Source organism: Halococcus sediminicola (assembly GCF_000755245.1).
Lineage (GTDB): Archaea > Halobacteriota > Halobacteria > Halobacteriales > Halococcaceae > Halococcus > Halococcus sediminicola.
Map to the genome: position 1 here is coordinate 120,965 of NZ_BBMP01000024.1, position 16,614 is coordinate 137,578.

The following is a 16,614-nucleotide window of genomic DNA, read 5'->3' on the forward strand; positions in this document are numbered from 1 at the left end:
CCGTTATTAGACTTAGTAGCATACGCATTGCTTGTACGCGGCGACTCACGGTGTGTGTGGCGCAACAGCAAGCCAGCAAATTAGCTGCACTTCCTCTTCTTCGATCAGTGGAAGCGGTTCCGGTGGCTCAGATGGTTGAAGACCAAGATCCTCGATCTTCTCAACAAGCTCTTTCGTTTTCTCATCCGGATCGATCTCTCGATCGTAGATGTCGCGAAGCTCGCGCTCGTAGCGACGTCCCCATGGCGCTTCAACAGATTCGATCAGTTCTCGAAATTCTCCTTCTAACATATCCGGCGGGTGTTCACGAAGGTGGTCAGCGACACGAATAAACAGAGGACGTATCTCCGGCTCGATATTCCGTGGGTCAGTTTGCTCCATCCACTGGTTGTAGATGTCTTCGCGCGCTATCTCCCATGTATCGTAGACTTGATTCCGCATACTCACTGGCAATGCACGTTCGGTATCGTGTGAGCACTCGATCCGCTGTAAGCAACTGAGCGTATCCTCAATGAGCGCTTCTGTCTCATCGCCGCTTCCTACTGCCGTGAGAGGGAGAAAGCGAGTAAAGATCTTCTCACCGACACGGGCACAGAAGAAGTAGCCTGGATTCGGTCCTCTGAATCCGGAGCCGGCACCCCAAGGGAGTGATTTAATGGTTTCTTCGTGGTCTTTGAGTCCACGGCGCAGCTCTTGCCTGAACTCCTCACCAGAGTAGGCGGCTGCACCCGAACCACCTTGTTCGACCGCCTCCTGTTTCTCCTGCCGAATCGACTCAATATCCTCACGTTTATCAGCGTAGTTCTGCTCAAGCGTGGTGCTCTCCGGGAATATCTCGCTGTCAAGGCCAATAGAGTGTGCCGCTTGTGTGAGTTTTTCACGGACGCGGAATTCGAGCTTAAGGAGATCGTCTAATCGGTCCTCAGGGAAGAACGAGTATGCATATATCTCCGAGTGCTTCGAATTGATCCGGTCGATTCGTCCGTTTCGCTGGACGACTCGCATCGGGTTCCAGGGGAGGTCGTAGTTCACTACGTTCCGCGACTGCTGCAGATTTACACCCTGACCGAGCACGTCAGTTGCAACTAAGATATCGAACTCATCTTCCGTATCAGTTGGTGCATCCGTTGATTCAGGGGCGAAGCCAGTAACCGCTTGTTCGCGTGAAACGCCGCGTTTGTTGCTGTCACCCGCAACCCCGGCGATTCTCCCCCGGTAGCACGCGAGCCGATCGTCCTCTTCAACCGCCTTATCGAGATAGTCAAGGATCCAGTCTACCGTGTCCTCGTAGTAAGAGAACAAGAGGACTTTTCGATTTCGTCGGAATTCCTCATCGTTAGCTGCGTCCGCCTCTGCCTGCCTAGCGACCCTAGCAAGCGTCTCGTGCAATGCCGACAGCTTGCCGTCATCTCCAAGACTAACGGCTTCAGCCCGACGTTTCCAGCGTTTGAGGATCTTAATGTCGTTCCGCAAGTCGTCTTTGAGTGCGTCTTCGTAGAGGGATCCCGATGCAGTGTCCACAACACCACCGCCAGAGAGCGCTTCAGCGAACGCCTCATCATTGTCGGACTCGACCCACTCATCGATAGCCTCAGAGTTCGGTACTCGACCTGAATCGACGATATCGAGGGTCGCTTCGTACTGTTCGATCATCCTTCCGAGTGTCTTTGCGAATGCTCGACGCGATGATTCGAATCGTTTGAGCAGGCCTGTTCGCATGAGGCCGACGAGTGCGAGGTTCGAACCATCTTCTTCCCCAATCTGGTAATCCGAAATGCGATAGCGTGCGAGCGTGAGTTCCGGTTCGCCGTTCTCGCCCTCTACGAGGCCTCGGGCAACATCATCGAAGAAGTCCTCGCCGATAGCCTCGTTCAAAGTGTAATCGACGCGCTTGGGGTTCACGTCGGGGAACGTAATTCGGATCTCGCCATCAGGCGTTGGGATGGTTTCGTTCGGATAATACTTTTTGACGAAACGGCGCGTTCGGCGTACAGTTGTCTGGTCGAGTACGTCGAACAGCGCCTCGGGGCTCAGTTCGGAAGGATCCTCAGCCTGTGCCGATTTGAACCGCTCTCGAAGTGACGGGATGCCCTCGGAGGCGAACGCAGCGTCGTTCTTGATGAACGTATTGAGGAGGTAATAGAGGTCCCAGAGCGAGTTGTTGACTGGTGTCGCTGTAAGCATCACAAGATCCTTCGGCGGGTCACCTCGGAGAAGAGTTCGCAGCGCGTGAGTTTGGTCGGCGTTGGGATTTCTAAATGCGTGTGCCTCGTCGACGACGATCAGCTGGAACTCGTCGAGGTCCTGACCGAGGTTGTCTTGACTTCCACCCAGACGAATGTCGTTTCGAAGTTGGCTATAGGAGACAATCGTGAAATGGAAGTTCCAGTTGGCTCGTTGTTTCTTCCACATCCCGTCTCGAAGGTAGGCAGGAGCGACAACCAGCGCTTTCTGACGGTTTTCTTGGACCGTCTCTTCGAGAATTTCTCCTGCGATGAACGTCTTACCGAGGCCAACCTCGTCGGCGATAATTACGCCATTATGCTCTTCGAGGAAGCGCTTGGCACGGAACGCACCATCGTTCTGGAAGTTGGTGAGTTGGATTGCTCCCTCTGTCTCTTCGCGTTCTTGCTCGATCTCGTCGCGATAGCGTTCCCAGAGAACACGGAGGTAAATGAAATACGGTTCGTATGGTTCGAACCGTTCCTCGTAGATACCTGCAAGGTCGTATGGCTCACTCTCGGCCCAGACATCCTCGAACCAGTCCTCGACCTGCTCGGTAACGTGTGGTTCATAGTGGCCGAGATTGAGTTCGAGGTTCGAGTTGAGACCAGCCCATGTGAAGTTCGACGACCCAGCGAGAACGCCCTGCTCGTGTGAGAACAGGAACGCCTTCCCATGTAAAAATCGGTCTTCGTACCGACGAACGTCGACTCGCTCGCTGTTCAGAAAGTCTATCATTGTCTGCAGATTATCGTCGGTCTCGCGGGAGAAGCCGAGCAAGTCACGATCGCGTTCAAGGTTCTCGTCGAGCGACTGGAGCGCGGAGTCGACACGTTGTTGGTCGTATTTATCTTTCCGTGGCTCACCGGGCTTTCGCCACCGCTTGCGGTCTTTCTCGTCGGGTTCCGCCCCGAGGAGTATCCGTACGCGACCAACCTGATCAAGTCCTTCGGCGAGTGAGAAGTATCCACCAGGATTGAAGTAGCCACTCGCGATGTCGAGGTCGGGTTTGTCGGCGAGTAGAGCGTCCAACTCTTCAAGATACTCGCTGATGGCCGCCGCGAGCGTGTTGCCCGCTCGATTATCGACAAACTCGGGTCGAGTCATTTTGCATCCTCTTCGTCGAGTCGGTCAGCCCACTCATCGTAGGATTCTAGCACGCGTGTTAGACGCTCCTCGTAATCCCAGCCTTCGTGGAATGTCTCGAAGATAACTTCGAGGTGATCGCGCGAGAGACCGTAGAGATGCGCAACTACTGCATCAAGTTCGTAGATTTTATCCTGCTTTACCGTCTCATCAAGTGGCCCGTACTCAACCCCGACTGTCTCAGCCCACTTGGCGTAGCGCTCGTCGACAGCGGCGAGCTCACCCGCAAGCTGGACGACGCGCTCACGGAGTAGGGATTCATCACCGGGACGAGGTATTCGTAGAGCTTTCAATATGTGGTAGTTGAGCCCAGTTTCTACGAAACGACGTGCATACCAATCCAATGGAATTGAACTCAAGACACCTAAGAGATACGCTTGGTCGCGTTTTTCTCCACGAGGCCAAAGGAAGTAAGGTGCTTTATCTGTAAGAATTGTTTCCGGCGGTAACAACGCGGTACGGACTGTTCTGCTATCTGTATTTCGGGCAACATCCCGGAAAGCGATACGTGGTTCGAGGCATGGGAGAGTCGTTTGGTCGTGCACCCACTCTTCGTTCATCTCATAGAATGAAGATCGCTTGCCAGCATATTGATAGGAACTTTCTCGTTTGTCTTGTAAATATTCTTTTACAACTGAGGGATCGGACCAAGCGTAGCGAACACCCGTATCAGGAACCCAGATATCGAACGAAGCTCCTTTGAACACTGGCCAGAAGTTCTCCGGTGGTTCGTCAGTGAAGTGCATGATCCGTGTTCCATCGTCGGCCACTTTGTCGGTTCCAGCGTTGAGCTCAGCGCATGGGCGCGCTCGCCATTCGTCCTCTTCATCGAGATCGAGACGTGGATGTGCTGCCAATTCTCTGAAGACCTCAACCGATTTCGGTTCAGATGGCAGTAGCGGAAACGAGGCAGTCCCTGTCCAGTTCTTTGCTTGTTCTACTGGGAAGGTATATGGACCCTGTTGCAGTCCCTCTTCGTAACTACTTTCGTCGGGGTATGGACCTCGTAGTGGTAGCACCGTCTCCTCGCCAGGAGCGATTTTACCGAGGCAAAACAGAGCAATGGTGTAACGCGGTTCCATTCCATCAAACACCCACCCACGCTTATTTTTCAGATAGGTGAGATCTGTGACTATACCCTTCTCAAGCAATTCACGACGGATTTTTTCTGACCCAGCACCCGAGAAGGCGCTTCTAGGGAGTACGACACCCATGTGACCGTTTTTTGCTATGAGTCGCCAAAATCTCCAAGCAAACGCTTTGTAGGTATCGGGTGCTGATCCACCCCACGCAGCACCGGGATACGGGCCGTTTTTAATGAACTGACTTCGCTTTTCTTGTTCCTCAAATTCATCGTGGAACTGTTCAACTAGATCCGGCCGCTCTTCTTCCATTTCCTTCCTGAGGCGCTCGATCTCCGTCTGAGATTTCCCCTGTAATCCGGGTACGTATCGCGTCCAAAATTCCTTTTCTTCGAGCGTTGCTTCCTGCCACGGAGGATTCCCAATGATGACGTCAAATCCCGCGTTCTCTCCTTGAAACACCTCGGGGAATGCGGCAGGGAAGTGTAGCGGGTCGGTCGATTCGAGCGCCGTCTGAGCTCGCTGGTGGACGTCCGTCCCAGTTAGGTCTCCGTCATCGTTCACCACTGTCGGATCGATATCTTCGTCTATACGCGAGGCCGCGAGAATATCGAACGCCGTGCGGGTTCGCTCCAGCCGTCGCTCAATCTCCTTCCGTGTTTCACGCGCCTCTCGTACCGCTGCAGCGTCTGCATCCGCTGAGTGTCCAAGTTCGTCGATATCGTCTCTCAGCTCGCTCATTACGCTTGACCCACCGGCGAACATCCCGAGCGAAGTCTGATCAATATCAAGAATGTCGCTCACCTCGTCCAGCGTACCGATACCCGCGAGCGAATCCCCACTTACGAGATTGTAATCGAGGAACGTCAGCGGGAGGCCTGGCACAAATGTATGGACCCAGAGCGAGAGCCGTGCGAGTTCACTTGCGAGGGGATTCAAGTCAACGCCGTAGATGCACCGGCGGGCAACCTGTCGCCGAAGGAGCTGGCTCTGCTCGACAACTGGTGCGGCATCAGTACCTTCGAAAGCGCTCTCGATCTCGTCTCGAAGGCGGTCGAGTTCGTTCTCGACACCTGGGAGTGGCCGCTCCACGAGATAAGCCGATAGACGGCTCTCGATATGATCGATCGCTCCCACGAGGAAATGCCCCGACCCCATGGCAATATCCGCAACGCGCAAGTCGAAGAAGGCCGCCTCTGCCTCCCGGTCAGTCATCTCGTCCAGCTGGTCGAGATGCTCGTCAAGCGCTTCGTCCAGGGAATATTCGAGAAGGTGTTCGACGAAGCGTGTCTTCGTGTAGTAAGTACCAGTCGCTTTTCGTTCCCCTGACTGTCCGTGGAGGTAGACTTCACCCTCTCCGACGGCGATGTCGCGCTCTGGATCCTCATCAGTGTCGGCAGGTTCATACCGTCCATCCGAGTCGAGTCCAAGAGGCTGTTCAGCAACAGAAAGCTCGCTTTCGAGGAGTCCCTCATAGATCACGCCGAACTCACGAACCCCGATGTTCCGGAAGTCGACCGGTCCCTGGTAGCCATCGACCGTCTCATCGACGAGCAGATTCGCCAGCACTGGGCCGAACTGGTCGTTCGTCAATTCGATTGAGGCGAGTCTCCCCCCTGCCTCAGAGACGTCTGCATCTGAAGACAGCAGTCGCCCATCGTACTCGGGAAGACCCCATTCGTTGTTCCCCGTGTGAATGGCATCGACCAGTCGTATCATGTCGTCCCAGTGGGTAGTCGAACGAGCGTCGAAGCTTCGGTCCTCCTCAACGACATCGTGGACCTCATGTGCTTTTTGTTTGAGCGAGCGACTGTCGTACCGTGGATTATCTCGAGGCAGAAAGCGTTCATCTTCCGCGTAGGCGATGAAGAGCAGCCTATATAACGTGATGAGCGTCATCCGGTATGTCTCATCAAGTTCGTCTTTCGTCGGGTCACTCAGGTCACGTGCGCCCGCGATTGCCTCAGCTAACTGCGGGACAACGTCGTCGTAAATCCGTTCACGGAGGCGTGCTCCGAGGTCGGCCGCGTAATCCTCCGAGCGCTCCATTATCTCAGCGAGAGTGCCGTCGTCTCGTAGGGCAGCAGCCGAAAACAGCAGCTGCAGGTATCCGCCGTTCTCCTCCGGCAGGAGATCGAGATTAGCCTCCACATAGGTGTCAGTACGACCTCGAGAACCGAATCCAGCATCAGGATCAGTCGTGTAGAGGCGAAGTGTGCGGCCAGCGTTTCCAACGACGTAATCAACTCGCTTATTCTCTGCCTTGTTCAGGGCGTAAGAGATCGGTGTCTGCTTCGAGAAGCGCTCCTGCGGGTATTCGAAAGATTCGTCTTCTTCGAGAAAAATCGCGAGTGCCGTCTGACGACCATCCTCAGTGAGCATATATCCCGGACCGGAGAGTGGTTCGATCTGGTATCCGAGACTCTCTACGAGATCGCGACCGGCTTCGTCAAGACAATCACTGCTTTGCTCAGTTGCACGTTCCCAATCAGCTCTCTTTGGAACCCCAACCCGAAGTTCGTGCGTCGAGAGCAGTCCCTGGTTGCGAATACCAACGAGTTCCTCGTCGATTTGGGCCAGCATTTCATGGAGGAACTGGCGAGCAGCGTGGCGGTCCGGTCTCTCTAAAGCGGCAGCACAGATGCGCTCTATCTGACTGACATCGAGGTCGCGATGCACCGGTGGTGTTTCACCTGAAGGGCCACAGATGCCAACTTTCCCGCTGTAGAGGGTGACGAGTAGGATCGGATTCGCTCGACCGCCTTGACGATTGTTCCACGCCCGCCGCATGACTTCTTTCGTGGGCTTGCTCTGACTCTGCGTCACAACGATTTCAAGCGCGCTCGTGCCATTCCCTATTAGATATCCGTCCGATGTGAGTTCTGCTTGATCGGGTTGCCAGGGACGAAATTGATGAGACGAGAGAAACTCAGTTCCCATTGTTTACTGCAAAAACGGCCACGACTTATTCCTTTCCCGCGTGAGCCACTCAACTATGCATCAACATCTCACAGTACTCTCTTTTCCGCTATTATACCCATGAAACGTTAGAGAATGCTTTCTCGAATCGCACTCTCTGGCGTCCCCTCCTCAATCATACCATGAATATCTTCTTGATCGAATAGAATAATGGTCGGCTCGTCGTCTCGCCGAAGGGATTCCTCAGCATCGGATGTATACCCATCTACGCTGAAGAAATATGCTGCTCGACACAACGTTCGAGTAGCAACCTCCTCAGCCTTCGGGCGAAATTGATTCGCGTCCCCTTGGGTGGCACCACCATCTTGCCACTTATTCTCAACAACGGTCGCACACCCAACCGCGCGAAAGAGCCATTCATCTGCGTCTAAGCATGTGACAACCACATCCACTTCACCTTCAGAACGCTTGTCCTTTACTTGAACGCGGAGACCATCGATTTGACAAAACAGGAGCCCAATAAAGTGGTCAAAATAGCGGCCTCGTGCATGATGATCCTCCATCTGACTCAGCTCCTCGAATTCGTTGCGGAAGTAGCTTGATGGAAGGTTTCGCGCTGATTCCTGAAACCGTTCTAGGCGCTCATGCACTTCCAGAAAAAAATCGAAATCCTCGTCAGGGATTTCATAGATCACCTCCCAATGTCGGGATTCGGCCAAATTGAATCGCTTACCACACATGCAATCAACCATCTTGTCTGGAACATCACTCTGACGACCGAACACACCACCGTGTTGGCTATTGCATTTTGGACAGCGGACCTTCAGCTTCGCTTGAAGAATATTCTCATCGCAGAGGTATGTCAATATGTCCAGTGCGGTTTGCTCGCTAACCTCTGACTCACGTGCGACTATCGGGAGGCGGACATAGTTCGTTCCTGAAGCTCTAGCTTCATTCAGGTACGTTTCTAAGGCCTTGCAGTTTTCTTTGGGGATACTCTCCAGTTTCTTCGAGGACATTGTTGATCACCTCCGTTACTTCGTTCAGTTTCTGTTCCATCTCGATCCTACGGAACGATAACTTGCTCTCTTCCCGATTGATATGGAATTTGGAGCTGTCGTCCAGCTCAACATATCCCATCGTGATTTCGCCACCACGTTCGTTGAGCTCCTTACTCACTCGGGAATCATCTCGGGCATCCTTACGCTCTCCGTTCTTATCCGTCTTTGATCTGAACTGAATAGTGTCGACGGTACTGCCCGCTTCATCGTCGACGCGTACCTTCAGGTTATAGTATTTGTCAACGAGTTCGTCGCCGAACTCCTTCTGGAATTCAATACCAAAATTCGGTGGATAAACCTGCTCATCTTTCGTAAGACCGAGAGATTCAGCCATCTGGCGGCAAATAGTCGCTGGCATATAGTCGTCCGACCCCCGTACCTCCACGAGGTCGGTGTCTGGGCGGATAATAGCGACACAGCGGTTGGTCGAGATTTGCTCATTGTGCAAGCCGGTCACCGGATCACGAGTTTTACTGGATTCTTCGTATCCGAACGAGAGGTAGAGTTTCTCGTTCATTGTTTCATCATGGGCAAGATACGGAGTGCGCAGGTCACTCTCACCGTTCTGCACCATGTTTTTTCTACACGAATCGATGACTCGATCAAATTCGTGATCTGAAATTCCGACGATAATGAAGTAGTTAACAGTCTGTCGGCCCGCGTATTTGAACTGGTCAATTAACGTGTTCAGCTGACCATCAGATAGCTGAACAGCAAGATCTTGAATAAATTCGTCAGACTCTTCCGTTACTTCGATGTCTTGAGCAGCCAAGAACCGCTTCACAGCGGCAGGAGAGAAATCCCGTTTCCGTAGCTTTTTCAGCCGCTCTGCGGCTTTGCCGTTCAAGGAATCCGTCCCTTGGCCCTCCGAGATACCCATTGTACCCCTATCATTAATGTATGTGCTTTCATAAACTTTGAGCCAACGGAGATTGTTGAGAAAGTGCTACCTTCTTAGCCATCTTCGAGCCGGAGTACTCGTTCAGTTTTCAGTTCATACTTGGCGATCTCGGTCGACCTGCACGCTGGACACGGATCATCGAGTGTCTCAACTGTCGTCCCACAGAGATGGCACTCAAGCACGAACTTACCACTCGACTGGTTCAGGAGTTGAGTCACTGTCTTGAGCATAGGAAAGGGTGAAAGAGCGTGTGACGCGCTCTGACACAGGTCGAGATAGAGATAAGCATTCCAATGAGTAATTGGAATGCTTATGTCGATTATTCTACTGTCGAAAAGGTACTCCTTCCTGACCTCCGGTCCAGAACCCCGGTTACTGATATGCTGCACAGAGGTACCAGAAGCCTGCCGCTCAAAGTCGGATTCGACGCTCTCAGCCGACAGCTGTAAGACGACACCCTCGCCAACCTTGGCTGTATCGTGACTCGATCACCGCCCGATCGCTCACTCACCGATCTCGCCGACCTCGTTGCCGAGCACTTCGGCGACTACCGTCAGCCCGACGAGTTCAATCAACTCTCGCTCGTCATCGACAACAGCGATCCGGAGCACTCGACGCTCGTCGTCCACATTGATCGAGAACAGGCAGCCGACCTTGCCGGCCGCGTCGAAACCTTCCTCCGCAAACATGGCGCGCAGACCCGACGTGAGCGCCACACCAGCACCGATATTCACGTGCTCGCAACCCTCGACTAATCCGGACAGCAACCCTCATTGGGTATGAGGGTGGAGCGGTCGTATGTTGCGAGCAGTCACCTCACGGCTGGTTTCGGTGTCGAATCCGCGTGAGGTGTGGCTCATCACGGTCGCCCACGCCGTCAACGAGTTCTATAGCGTCGCGCTGCCGCCGATCCTGCCGCTGTTGGTGAACGATTTCGCGATCACGTACGGGGAGGCCGGCGCGTTACTCACTGTCTTTTTCGCCACCTACTCGATCTTCCAGTTGCCGGCGGGCGTGCTCGCCGATCGGATCGGCCAGCGCTGGCTGCTCGCGGGCGGAATGGTCGTGCTCGCAGCCGGCATCCTCGTCGCGGCGAGCGCACAGGGGTACTGGACCCTCGTCCTCGCCGAGGTGATCGCCGGCATCGGCGGCAGTACCTACCATCCATCGGGGATGTCGATCATCAGTGATCTCGAAAGCGGAGCCACCGAGGGCAAGGCAATGGGCATTCATGGGCTCGGCGGGGTCGTCGGCACCGCTCTCGCCCCGGCACTCGTCGGTGGTCTCGCCGCGCTGTTCGACTGGCGGGTCGCGCTCACGGTCAGCGCTGGCGTGGGTGTCGTCTACGCGGTAGTGTTTCTGGCTGTCTACCGGCCCGAGAGCCGCTCGGACAGCAACGCCTCGATCGAACCAGATGGTGGGACCGACGAGAGGGCCGCCTCGCGGACGACCAAGGAGTCCGGCGGACGGTTGGCCAGCCTGATTGCGGTGCCGCTCGAACCGTGGGTCGCAGTGTTGTTTCTCGCCAATCTCGCGATTGCCACGGAGCTCGGCGCGGTCCGAACGTTCGCGACGTCGTTCCTTGTTGAGCAGGCAGGCACGACTGCCGGTGTTGCCAACGCGATATTCTTCGTGCTCCTCGTCGGCGCTGGTATCTCTTCGCTCGCCGCTGGCTCCCTTGCTGACAGCATGGATCGGCGGGCGCTCGGATTCGGCGCGCTCGCGGCCTCGGCAGTCGCGTTGGGAATGACAGCGATCGTTCCGCTGGTCCCGATTGCGCTGTTCGCGTGGTTTTTCCTCCTCGGCGTTGCGATGTGGGCGGCCCTACCCGCGATGAACGCGATTACTTCTCAGTACTCCGAGCGCGGGTTCAGCGGGAGCCTCTTCGGGGTGATGTTGACCGCGGGATCGCTCGGCGGTGCACTCGGACCCTTGCTGTTCGGTGTCGCCGCCGAACGGTTCGGCCTCGGCGCGGCGTTCCCGCTCGTCGCGCTCATCAGCGCGGGTGGTGCTGTTGCCTTTCTCGGGATGTATCGGATCTGAATGACACACCACCGCACTCGGCCGAACATACCGATCCGTCACAGGGGACACCGCTATAGGTACGTTAGCGATCTACTCGACGGACTCAATAACTTCCCGCGCACATGGGACATTGACCAGCCTTCGTTTCCACGACAAAGTCGTTCGCGGATCTTGTTCACCCGCTCCTCAGACAGCGGATTGCCTCAAAAAATCGTTCAGATAGTTATGAGTTCTCTCCGCTAACGGTGGGACCATGCGGTACGATCACTGACTGGGGCACACAAGTCAGCCCACGGATTCAAGACGATACTCAACGAAACGAGACGTATGGGCGATAATTCGGATAGCTCATCCAGGTTTCTTTCATCGCTTCCAAGCCAACCGATTACGGACGACATCATCAAGCAGATCGGCGAAAGCGAAAACGAGAAGGTCTGTGGAGCGATGGGGTTTCCTGGCTCAACACCCGGAGTGATTGAGGCGTTTCTACTGGATATGGAATCGAAGACCCACGTGATCGTGTTCGATCCGACCGAGGAGCAGTGGCGCGTCTACGAATCCTTCGGCACTGAGGAGATGGGCCACCAGGAAATGGTGGATCGTGCCAGCGAACTCGCCAACGAGTGGCTCGCCGAAAGCCTCTCAGATCGCATCGCGGCCGCAGATGAGACCGACTCGGGAACATGAAGACGCGCTACTACGCGGATGGGGACATTCGGGAGTGGCATGAACACGCGCTCCGACTGCTGAGGACGCTTCACGACGAGCATGGCATCGCAGTCGAGATCGATCGCATTGACGAACAGCACGGACCGATTACGGATTTCCCTGGCGAAGTACGGGATCCATCACCTGAGGAAGTCTACGAGCGTGATCTCAAACGGAATCGGGATCTGAATCAGACCATCGATCCGACACCGTCGGAGGCATTCAAACGGTACGGCTCACTCGACATCGCCGGAAACATCGCGGTCGTCGATGACAAAGGAACCGTTCAGTGGGCCTCAATACTGCCCGGCTATGCTGACGGCTACGGACCGGGTGCCGAATCACAGACAGCTGTAGACTTTCTGGAAGACATTGCCACTACTCCGAGTAACCGGATCTGTGTCGAGTGTCTTCACTTGCTGGACGGTGGCGAGACGTTCTGCCCGGACTGTGGCCACGAAATAACCTAAGTCCCACAGGTTCACTCTTTTCTGCCTGCGCCGCATCTCTTTAACTGTCCCCCCAACACTCCATCGTTTCCGATGTTTCCGCTGGTCGGTTCGAGACACTTTCCCATCATATCCTAACTTGAATTAAAGCAACCCACCTCTTTCCAGTTTAAGCAGAACGGTTTCCTTTCGCGCCTCCAGCACACTCGATAACATATTGTCAATAGCAAATCGAATTTGTTCCTCATTCGAGTTGATCTGCAACCAGTTCTTCAAGGAACGCCCGTCCTTCGATTACGGTTATTGTGTCGCTGATGTCAATCGCAGCCAGCACGTCCTCGATCGCCTGTTCAGCGACCCTATCACTCACGAAGATCGCAACGTGGCTCGTTCCTCCCGTCGCGTACTGATATGCCAGCCCCGCAAGCACGGTATCTGTCCGTTCGATCTCGTCTTCAGTGATGTCATCTGCAGAGAGCGTCGCCATTCGCTCGCGTGTCTTGTCTACCACCTCTGAAACACGCGGCTTCGAGAAGTCGATCCGACCGGACTCCAACCAGCCCGCATTCTGTGCTGCCTGCAGCCGCTCACGCTGATATGCATACGCCTCCGGCCCTTCGCCGAGTTCTTCGGCAACCTGCTTGGGCACTTTGACCGTGAGACCGCGGCCCGTCACGAACTTTTCGAACGCGCTATATTTCTCGTTCTCCGGCCCACCCATCGCAAAGAGGACGCTGCTGTCGATGATAGCCGTGCTCTTGGGCGGAATCGCTGACTCTCGGCTCATCACGCAGGCTGGTCGAGATACGGGTCATACGCGGCAGCCTCCTCAATCACGTCCTGGAGGGCAGTGAACACCGTCATCCCCTCGACAGGATGTACGTCGAGTTTGTTCGCCGCCGTCCGTTGGGTGAAGTCCCCGTCCATAATGCGCAGGGTATAGTGCAGCGCGGCAGCCAGTTTGGCGATGCCCTGCCGGTCGACGAACAGTTCGATGTCCTCCGTGTCGAGCTGTCGGCCGATGGCGTCGATAAGTGTTGGCGAGGCGGCTACTTTCCCCTGTTCGGTATCCAGCAACAACTGAATCGGCTCGACGGACACCCTCGTTGGAGTCTCGTCCTCATGCCGGGTCAGCAGATCCATCTCTTCGAGGCGACCCACGTACTTGTAGGTGGTTGAGTGCGGCATATCGAGGTCCATTTTGAGCGTCTCAATCTCGACTGGCCCCTCACGAAGAATATGGGTGTAGAGTCGAGCCAGTTGAGGCGTGTTCAACAATTCAACATAGGTGAGAAAATCGTTGAACGTCTTCTCCGGATCGGTCTGGGTAGCTCCAAGTTGGTTATCCGATGCCGCCATCACAATACATGTTCCATGTATACCGTATTAACTCTTGCCTCTATCTGGAGGATAGTCGCCAAAGGTTCGTCGGCGCTCTCTCCCCATCGGTCAACCAAATGAGATGGAACTTGATTAGGATGATGTTGTCCGGATATGTAAGCGAATTGTTGATTGCGGCATGGGTACTGGGTTGGTTGCCGAGCAGTTCGAGATCAGTCGGCGACGGGTCCAGCAACTTGCCAAACCCTACCGCGAGATCGGCGAGATTCCCCACCTGGAGACGCCTGGACGCAGATCCTACGCCGAATATCCTGACGACTTCTACGAAATAACAATAGCTGGAGATGCGCTTGACGAGGAGGGGTGGCGACAGGTCGAAGCAGCGATGGCCGAGCGCGCCGTCTTCGCTGCCCAGCTTCTGGTAGAGCAGATGCCCGCTGATATCGAGGAGGCATTTGAAGCGTGCGAATATTCGCTCTTTCCGGACTCCTACAGCGACATGGCGACGAATTGTACCTGTCCCAATTCCGCCAATCCGTGCAAACACCTCGCCGCTGTCTTCTATATCCCCGCTGAGAAATTCGATGACGACCCGTTCCTCATCTTCACGTAGCACGGACAGTCACGCGACGAACTGTTCGCCAAGCTGCGCGAATTGCGGGATGTCGATAATGACCGAGAGCAGTCAGAGGGAGCAAAAGGGCGATGATCGCCCAATCGGGGAGTGTCTCGATGAGTTCTGGGCAGCTGGCGACGCACTCGAGACAGTTTGGATTCGACCCAGGACATCAGCGGTAGCAGATGCCGCTCTCAGCAGGCTCGCTCAGCCACCAGCTGGACTTGACCGGATTCACGGAGAGTTGACGGATGGGTATATCGAAATGACTGATGATGAAGTCTCGTAATAGATGACTGGAGCGTCTACAGCTGTCGCATCGTATTCGAGCAGTTGTGTAGCCGGAGCCAGGTCCAACGTCTCGAAGATTCCTCCACAGTCTTCAGACTCATACTGCTGGCGAACGATACCGGGTTAAGGTTCCCACTAGCTCAGTACACCGGCAGTATTCCTGACTCAGCGTCGGAGCATTCGACGTATGAGTAATCTTCAGGGAATTGGTCTTCAGTCTCAGACTCATCGTCGTGGCGACTAACAGTATGAGTCTCATCACAGAGCGGGCAGTCGAACGCGTCGCCTTCAGCATACTCGGGTTCGTCCGCAAACCGCTTTCTCTCAACTTCCGTCCGGTGAATCGCTTCACGAGGTGACAACGGTGCGGACGCAAACAACGTATCCTCGCCGCGAAAGGTCCGAATAGCCTCGTATGCGTCGGTTAGATCAGTGTGAGGGCGCTTCGCAGTGTACACTCGGTACCATGCCTCGTCATCTTCGACATAGACGGCGGCATTCACCCGCTTAGAGGTGACGATGACGCAGCTGTGCACAGAAACTTGGAGGCCAGCCTCCTCGTCCTCGACCGTGAAGCCGTCATCGACGATGCTCTGAATCCGATCACGCTCTTCCAACGCCTCAATCTCCACCATGGACAAGGGACGCGAGGGAAACGACGACAGCGTCGGATGCTGATCGGTCATGCGAGAAGTATTCACATTCTCAGTATTAGATGTTGGGTCAATCCGGCATCAGCTGATCAGCCGCTGGATCCGGTTATCAGCGGAACGCACTTGCCGTTTATCTCACCCGATCATAATGGAGTCCTCGGATATTATAGTTGAAGTACCGGCCGAGAGAGTCCGCCTCCATCAATTCACGATAGGTCTGTTCAGGGACATCCGTGTACTGATAGATTTTCCCATCCTGGAGTTCGACCTCCAGGAGTTGCTGGTCCGGGTCGTAGCCAACGCTTCTGAGTAGGGAGGACGATACCTGTTTCCGATCCATGCCCCCGGAGTAGCCGCCATAGCGGGAATACCTTTGGTTCACCACTGTTCCAGAGCGGTGTCGGACAGCAGGAGCTTTGCGTGTTCGCTGCGCTGACTGCACAGAACGGTAGCACGGTCGTTGGATGCAGCTTTTCTAATGAGGGACGAACACGTGATCCGGCCGATGTTTGCTCTCCTCGCAGTCCTTACCCCGGCCGTCAACGTATTACGCCATGAGGTGTAAATTCATACCATAGAGAGTTGGCAACGTATGGGACAGACAATCCTCGTCGAAGAGACTAACTGTATCCCGGCAGACGCGACTGTCTACCACTACGACGAACTTGACGAGAACGCCAAACACTGTTTTCCCCACCTGCTTGACGACGAGTCCTGGACAACGGGGCTTCCACCAGCGGTCAGACACGAACTTGCGGCGTGTGATTACGTCAAATTCACTAGCTACTACCGCATCCGGGCTGAATGACCTCACTACAGGGTCAGTAGACTGATCAAGCCATGGGAGTAGACAGAGACGAAGAGCGGGACGAACGCATTGAGATGGAGATCATCGTCGATACCTACGGTGCCGAAGAGCAGGCAATGGGCTGGAACGCCTATCTCGACGATACGCTGGAGTTCCCGTTCGAAGCGCGCTGTCGCACCGAGCGCGAGGAATCGCCCCTGGAGGAAGGCGAACCCGTACGCGTGGTTGGAATGCCCACAACAGACTCAACGCTGAGCCAGCAGTTCGTGACGATTGAGTGGAAGAACAGAGAACTTGGTGTGCCACTCAAGCAGCTCGAACCAGTCGACGCCAGTAATACCACCGAACAAGCGGTCGCAGACTGGCACTACTGGCTCAAGCGCTAATAGAC

At 55.0% G+C, this 16,614-nt stretch carries 15 protein-coding genes; 7 read left to right on the forward strand and 8 right to left on the reverse strand.

Going from position 1 to position 16,614, the window contains the following annotated elements; genetic code table 11:
• Positions 1-45: 45 nt before the first annotated feature.
• The 4 genes from ACP97_RS15735 to ACP97_RS15755 form a co-directional block, all read right to left on the reverse strand.
• The gene (locus tag ACP97_RS15735) at positions 46-3,330 is read right to left on the reverse strand and encodes an SNF2-related protein (protein ID WP_049998788.1); all 3,285 of its coding nucleotides are present in this window, start codon (positions 3,328-3,330) and stop codon (positions 46-48) included.
• Positions 3,327-7,391 carry an Eco57I restriction-modification methylase domain-containing protein gene (locus ACP97_RS15740; RefSeq protein WP_049998789.1) on the reverse strand — a complete coding sequence of 1,355 codons (4,065 nt, stop codon included), beginning with the start codon at positions 7,389-7,391 and terminating at the stop codon, positions 3,327-3,329. The genes ACP97_RS15735 and ACP97_RS15740 overlap by 4 nt, the downstream gene beginning before the upstream one ends.
• Before the next feature lie 107 nt (positions 7,392-7,498).
• Positions 7,499-8,389: a hypothetical protein gene (locus ACP97_RS20055; protein ID WP_154020046.1), complete on the reverse strand. Its 891-nt coding sequence runs from the start codon at positions 8,387-8,389 to the stop codon at positions 7,499-7,501.
• Positions 8,322-9,311, reverse strand: a complete 990-nt coding sequence (locus tag ACP97_RS15755) for a hypothetical protein (RefSeq protein WP_049998792.1) — start codon at positions 9,309-9,311, stop codon at positions 8,322-8,324. Before ACP97_RS15755 ends, ACP97_RS20055 begins: the two co-directional genes overlap by 68 nt.
• Positions 9,312-9,811: 500 nt before the next feature.
• On the opposite strand from ACP97_RS15755, the gene ACP97_RS15760 reads away from it, so the two are divergent.
• The 4 genes from ACP97_RS15760 (at position 9,812) to ACP97_RS15775 (ending at position 12,535) form a co-directional block, all read left to right on the forward strand.
• Positions 9,812-10,087, forward strand: coding sequence for a hypothetical protein (locus ACP97_RS15760; RefSeq protein ID WP_049998793.1), 276 nt, complete (start codon positions 9,812-9,814; stop codon positions 10,085-10,087).
• Positions 10,088-10,130: 43 nt separating this feature from the next.
• On the forward strand, positions 10,131-11,375 hold the full coding sequence (locus ACP97_RS15765) for an MFS transporter (protein ID WP_049998794.1): 1,245 nt from the start codon (positions 10,131-10,133) through the stop codon (positions 11,373-11,375).
• A gap of 309 nt (positions 11,376-11,684) precedes the next feature.
• Complete coding sequence (locus ACP97_RS15770) at positions 11,685-12,044, forward strand: hypothetical protein (protein ID WP_049998795.1); 360 nt, start codon at positions 11,685-11,687, stop codon at positions 12,042-12,044.
• Entirely contained in the window at positions 12,041-12,535 is a 495-nt protein-coding gene (locus ACP97_RS15775) for a hypothetical protein (RefSeq protein WP_049998796.1), read from the forward strand. Before ACP97_RS15770 ends, ACP97_RS15775 begins: the two co-directional genes overlap by 4 nt.
• Positions 12,536-12,758: 223 nt before the next feature.
• On the opposite strand, the gene ACP97_RS15780 is transcribed toward ACP97_RS15775, so the two are convergent.
• Both ACP97_RS15780 and ACP97_RS15785 read right to left on the reverse strand, forming a co-directional pair.
• Positions 12,759-13,235: a hypothetical protein gene (locus tag ACP97_RS15780; protein ID WP_154020047.1), complete on the reverse strand. Its 477-nt coding sequence runs from the start codon at positions 13,233-13,235 to the stop codon at positions 12,759-12,761.
• 65 nt (positions 13,236-13,300) lie between these two features.
• Positions 13,301-13,873, reverse strand: a complete 573-nt coding sequence (locus tag ACP97_RS15785; protein WP_049998798.1) for a DUF7437 domain-containing protein — start codon at positions 13,871-13,873, stop codon at positions 13,301-13,303.
• A 160-nt stretch (positions 13,874-14,033) separates the two neighbouring features.
• Here ACP97_RS15785 and ACP97_RS15790 point away from each other — a divergent pair, with 160 nt between their 5' ends.
• On the forward strand, positions 14,034-14,468 hold the full coding sequence (locus ACP97_RS15790) for an SWIM zinc finger family protein (protein WP_049998799.1): 435 nt from the start codon (positions 14,034-14,036) through the stop codon (positions 14,466-14,468).
• Between the two features lie 434 nt (positions 14,469-14,902).
• On the opposite strand, the gene ACP97_RS15800 is transcribed toward ACP97_RS15790, so the two are convergent.
• On the reverse strand, positions 14,903-15,448 hold the full coding sequence (locus ACP97_RS15800) for a hypothetical protein (protein ID WP_154020048.1): 546 nt from the start codon (positions 15,446-15,448) through the stop codon (positions 14,903-14,905).
• Between the two features lie 97 nt (positions 15,449-15,545).
• Positions 15,546-15,755: a KTSC domain-containing protein gene (locus tag ACP97_RS19330; protein ID WP_079977681.1), complete on the reverse strand. Its 210-nt coding sequence runs from the start codon at positions 15,753-15,755 to the stop codon at positions 15,546-15,548.
• 252 nt (positions 15,756-16,007) lie between these two features.
• Between ACP97_RS19330 and ACP97_RS15805 the strand changes: the two genes are divergently transcribed.
• Positions 16,008-16,223: a hypothetical protein gene (locus tag ACP97_RS15805; RefSeq protein WP_049998802.1), complete on the forward strand. Its 216-nt coding sequence runs from the start codon at positions 16,008-16,010 to the stop codon at positions 16,221-16,223.
• A gap of 32 nt (positions 16,224-16,255) precedes the next feature.
• Positions 16,256-16,609 carry a calcium-binding protein gene (locus tag ACP97_RS15810; RefSeq protein ID WP_049998803.1) on the forward strand — a complete coding sequence of 118 codons (354 nt, stop codon included), beginning with the start codon at positions 16,256-16,258 and terminating at the stop codon, positions 16,607-16,609.
• Positions 16,610-16,614 lie beyond the last annotated feature (5 nt).

Excerpts from the sequence above, each read along its gene's own strand:
- ACP97_RS15735 (WP_049998788.1), bottom strand. The coding sequence starts at position 3,330 with ATGACTCGACCCGAGTTTGTCGATAATCGAGCGGGCAACACGCTCGCG.
- ACP97_RS15740 (WP_049998789.1), bottom strand. The coding sequence starts at position 7,391 with ATGGGAACTGAGTTTCTCTCGTCTCATCAATTTCGTCCCTGGCAACCC.
- ACP97_RS20055 (WP_154020046.1), bottom strand. The coding sequence starts at position 8,389 with ATGTCCTCGAAGAAACTGGAGAGTATCCCCAAAGAAAACTGCAAGGCC.
- ACP97_RS15755 (WP_049998792.1), bottom strand. The coding sequence starts at position 9,311 with ATGGGTATCTCGGAGGGCCAAGGGACGGATTCCTTGAACGGCAAAGCC.
- ACP97_RS15765 (WP_049998794.1), top strand. The coding sequence starts at position 10,131 with ATGTTGCGAGCAGTCACCTCACGGCTGGTTTCGGTGTCGAATCCGCGT.
- ACP97_RS15770 (WP_049998795.1), top strand. The coding sequence starts at position 11,685 with ATGGGCGATAATTCGGATAGCTCATCCAGGTTTCTTTCATCGCTTCCA.
- ACP97_RS15775 (WP_049998796.1), top strand. The coding sequence starts at position 12,041 with ATGAAGACGCGCTACTACGCGGATGGGGACATTCGGGAGTGGCATGAA.
- ACP97_RS15780 (WP_154020047.1), bottom strand. The coding sequence starts at position 13,235 with ATGGGTGGGCCGGAGAACGAGAAATATAGCGCGTTCGAAAAGTTCGTG.
- ACP97_RS15785 (WP_049998798.1), bottom strand. The coding sequence starts at position 13,873 with ATGGCGGCATCGGATAACCAACTTGGAGCTACCCAGACCGATCCGGAG.
- ACP97_RS15790 (WP_049998799.1), top strand. The coding sequence starts at position 14,034 with ATGGGTACTGGGTTGGTTGCCGAGCAGTTCGAGATCAGTCGGCGACGG.
- ACP97_RS15800 (WP_154020048.1), bottom strand. The coding sequence starts at position 15,448 with ATGACCGATCAGCATCCGACGCTGTCGTCGTTTCCCTCGCGTCCCTTG.
- ACP97_RS19330 (WP_079977681.1), bottom strand. The coding sequence starts at position 15,755 with ATGGATCGGAAACAGGTATCGTCCTCCCTACTCAGAAGCGTTGGCTAC.
- ACP97_RS15805 (WP_049998802.1), top strand. The coding sequence starts at position 16,008 with ATGGGACAGACAATCCTCGTCGAAGAGACTAACTGTATCCCGGCAGAC.
- ACP97_RS15810 (WP_049998803.1), top strand. The coding sequence starts at position 16,256 with ATGGGAGTAGACAGAGACGAAGAGCGGGACGAACGCATTGAGATGGAG.